This window comes from Bifidobacterium moraviense, from assembly GCF_012932365.1.
In the GTDB taxonomy this organism is placed as follows: Bacteria; Actinomycetota; Actinomycetes; order Actinomycetales; family Bifidobacteriaceae; genus Bifidobacterium; species Bifidobacterium moraviense.
Map to the genome: position 1 here is coordinate 1 of NZ_JAAIIH010000032.1, position 2,845 is coordinate 2,845.

General features: G+C 66.7%; 2 protein-coding genes and 1 tRNA gene. 2 read left to right on the forward strand and 1 reads right to left on the reverse strand.

Translation table 11 applies throughout. The features are described from left to right. Positions 1-158 precede the first annotated feature (158 nt). Entirely contained in the window at positions 159-1,172 is a 1,014-nt protein-coding gene (gene galE / locus G1C96_RS10020; protein WP_169276444.1) for a UDP-glucose 4-epimerase GalE, read from the reverse strand. A gap of 255 nt (positions 1,173-1,427) precedes the next feature. Between galE and trmB the strand changes: the two genes are divergently transcribed. Next, positions 1,428-2,330: a tRNA (guanosine(46)-N7)-methyltransferase TrmB gene (gene trmB / locus G1C96_RS10025; protein WP_417852187.1), complete on the forward strand. Its 903-nt coding sequence runs from the start codon at positions 1,428-1,430 to the stop codon at positions 2,328-2,330. Positions 2,331-2,460: 130 nt separating this feature from the next. Then, positions 2,461-2,532, forward strand: a tRNA-Glu gene (locus G1C96_RS10030). The last annotated feature ends 313 nt before the right edge of the window (positions 2,533-2,845 follow it).

Below are 2,845 nucleotides of genomic sequence, written 5' to 3' on the forward strand. Positions count from 1 at the left end.
AGCGGTCATCGGGCGTCCCCGTTCCCGGCGACAACACCCCCCGGATCATCGACGACAGGGCAGGAAAGTCATACCGGAACCGGCGACCCGGCCCCGGCCATCGGGGCCTACCAAACATGGTAATGGGGGGGGAAGCGTCGCGTTGCCGCGGCCGCGGATCAGTCGGCCTGCTTCCAGTGCTCGACGTCGATGTGGTGCTCCGGGTTGGCCTGCCAGGCGTCCCATGCGGACTTGACGATGTCCTCCACGTCGTACTTGGCGTGCCAGCCCATCTCCTCGTTGATGCGCTTCGGGGAGCCGATCAGGTGCGGCGGATCGCCGGCGCGGCGGCCCTGCACGTGCTCCTGGAACGGGATGCCGGTGACCTTCTTGAGCTCGTCGACGATCTGGCGCACGGAGGTGCCCTCGCCGGTGCCCACGTTGAAGGCGTCGTACTTGCGCTCGTCGCGGTCGAGGTACTTCAGGGCGGCCAGATGCGCATCGGCCAGGTCGGAGACGTGGATGTAGTCGCGCACGCAGGTGCCGTCCGGGGTGGGGTAGTCGTCGCCGAAGATCAGCGGGGCCTTGCCCTTCTTCAGGCGGTCGAGCAGCATCGGGATGAGGTTGAGGATCGCCGGGTCCTCGAGCTCGACCGGGCCGCAGCCTGCCACGTTGAAGTAGCGCAGCGCGCAGAAGCGGATGCCGTAGGTGCCCTCGCAGGCGCGGGCCATCCACTCGCCGAACAGCTTGGTCTGGCCGTAGGGGTTGATCGGCAGCATCGGCACCACGTCCTCGGGCACCACGTCGACCGGCGGCACGCCGTAAGTGGCGGCGGAGGAGGAGAACACGAGCTTCTTGGCCTTGGCGGACTTGGTCATGCCGATGAGCACGTTGAGCATGCCGTTGATGTTCTGCTGGTAGTACCACAGCGGCTTCTCCACGGACTCGCCGACCTGCTTGCGCGCGGCGAAGTGGATCACGGCCTCGACGTCCTCGGCGTCGAGGATCTCGGCGAGGCGCTCGCCGGCGCCGGGGGCGGAGATGTCCATGCCGTACAGGCGGGAGCCTTCGATGCGGGTGGGCTTGCCGTAGCTCAGATCGTCGACGACGACGACCCGCTCGCCGGCCTGATGAAGTGCGTGGACCACGTGTGCGCCGATGTATCCGCAGCCGCCGGTAACGAGAACTGTCATGTCTGGCCTTTCATTGGGGGACGATGCCGAACGTCGCAAAGGATGTTCGTTTTTGCTCCCATTTGTTACTTTTTCTGACGTTTTGAGTATAGCACATGAACAACTACGCACACGCGCGTGGGCGGTCGTTCCTATTGTCGCGTGGTCACTGGATGTTGGAATCCATCGATGTTCGAATGCGCGTCGTTCGGCCGGGCCTGCGGAAGGCTCCGCGTCCGACGGCGTCGAGGCAAGGAGGAGCGCGTGGGCGACGAGATGCGTGTGGACGGCGCGGCGGAAGCGGACGGCGCGGCGACGGCGGACGGCATGACGGGGGTCGGCCCCGTGACGGCCGCGGAGGCCGGCGGGGAGGCGCGACTGAGCGGCGAGGAGCTGCAGCGCCTGCACCCGGTCAAGTCGTTCGTGCGGCGCTCCGCGCGTCTCGACGACCGCCTGCAGCGCGCGTGGGACCGCTATGCGGGGCATTATCTGCTCGACATGCCGTCCGGCGCGCGCGATCTGGAGGTCGCGGACGACTTCACGTTCGACGCGGCGTTCGTGCGCCGTGCCTGGGGCAACGACCACGATCTGGTCATCGAGATCGGCAGCGGTCAGGGCGAGAACGTCGCCGCCGCGGCCGCCGCGCACCCCGAACTGAACTTCCTCGCGCTGGAGGTCTACGATCCGGGCGTCGCCCACGCGCTGCTCTTCGCCGGGCGCGACGGCCTCGAGAACCTGCGCGTCGCGCAGGTGGACGCGCAGGGGTTCGTGCCGCACCTCGGCGACGGCGTGGCGGGCGAGGTGTGGACCTTCTTCCCGGACCCGTGGCCCAAGATGCGCCACCACAAGCGGCGTATCGTGCAGCCCGCGTTCGCCGCGCAGGTGCGTCGCGCGCTGCGCGACGGCGGCGTGTGGCGCATCGCCACCGACATCGAGGACTACGCGCTGCACGTGCACGAGGTGATGGACGGTCTGGACGGCTGGGCCAACGACGGCACGCTCGCCGTGAGCCTGCCCACCGAGCACGTGGGCAAGGGCAACGCGGAGGATGCCGCCGGTCTGCCGCACGCCGACTTCGTCGAGTCGCCGCGCTTCGAGGGGCGCATCCTCACCAACTTCGAGCGCAAGGGCCTCGCCGCGGGCCGCGTGATCCACGACTTCACCTACCGCCGGGTCTGAGCCCCGCGCGCGGCGGCGATCTCCCTTTGGCCCTCTTTTGGCCCTCCGCGGGATATGAAGGAGTCTGCGCGCCGGCGTGTTGCGGATTTGCGCAACGCGCCGGCGCTGTGTATCATCAATCAAGTTGTCTGCCCCCTTCGTCTAACGGTTAGGACATCAGACTTTCACTCTGACAACGAGAGTTCGACTCTCTCAGGGGGTACAAAGGGCGACTGCCACGAAAAGCGCTGGAATCCAAGGGTTCCGGCGCTTTCTTGTATCCCGCCTGAAACCGTTTTGGCCCTCTTTTGGCCCTCGACGGTATTGGCCGGGTTCATGATGGCCTCTTGTATGAGCCGTTGCTGGGTTTCCTCGGCCTCTCTGTCCAGTTCCTCGCCGTAGGCGAAAAGGGGCTCTTCCGATTTTGGTGTGTAAGGGCCGTGCGGTTTCATTCGGTGTGTGATTGAAAAAGTGAAGGAAACCGCGCGGCTTGTCAACGAGTCTAGCGCGTTCGACGGCCGGGTCCTGCTCGGCCT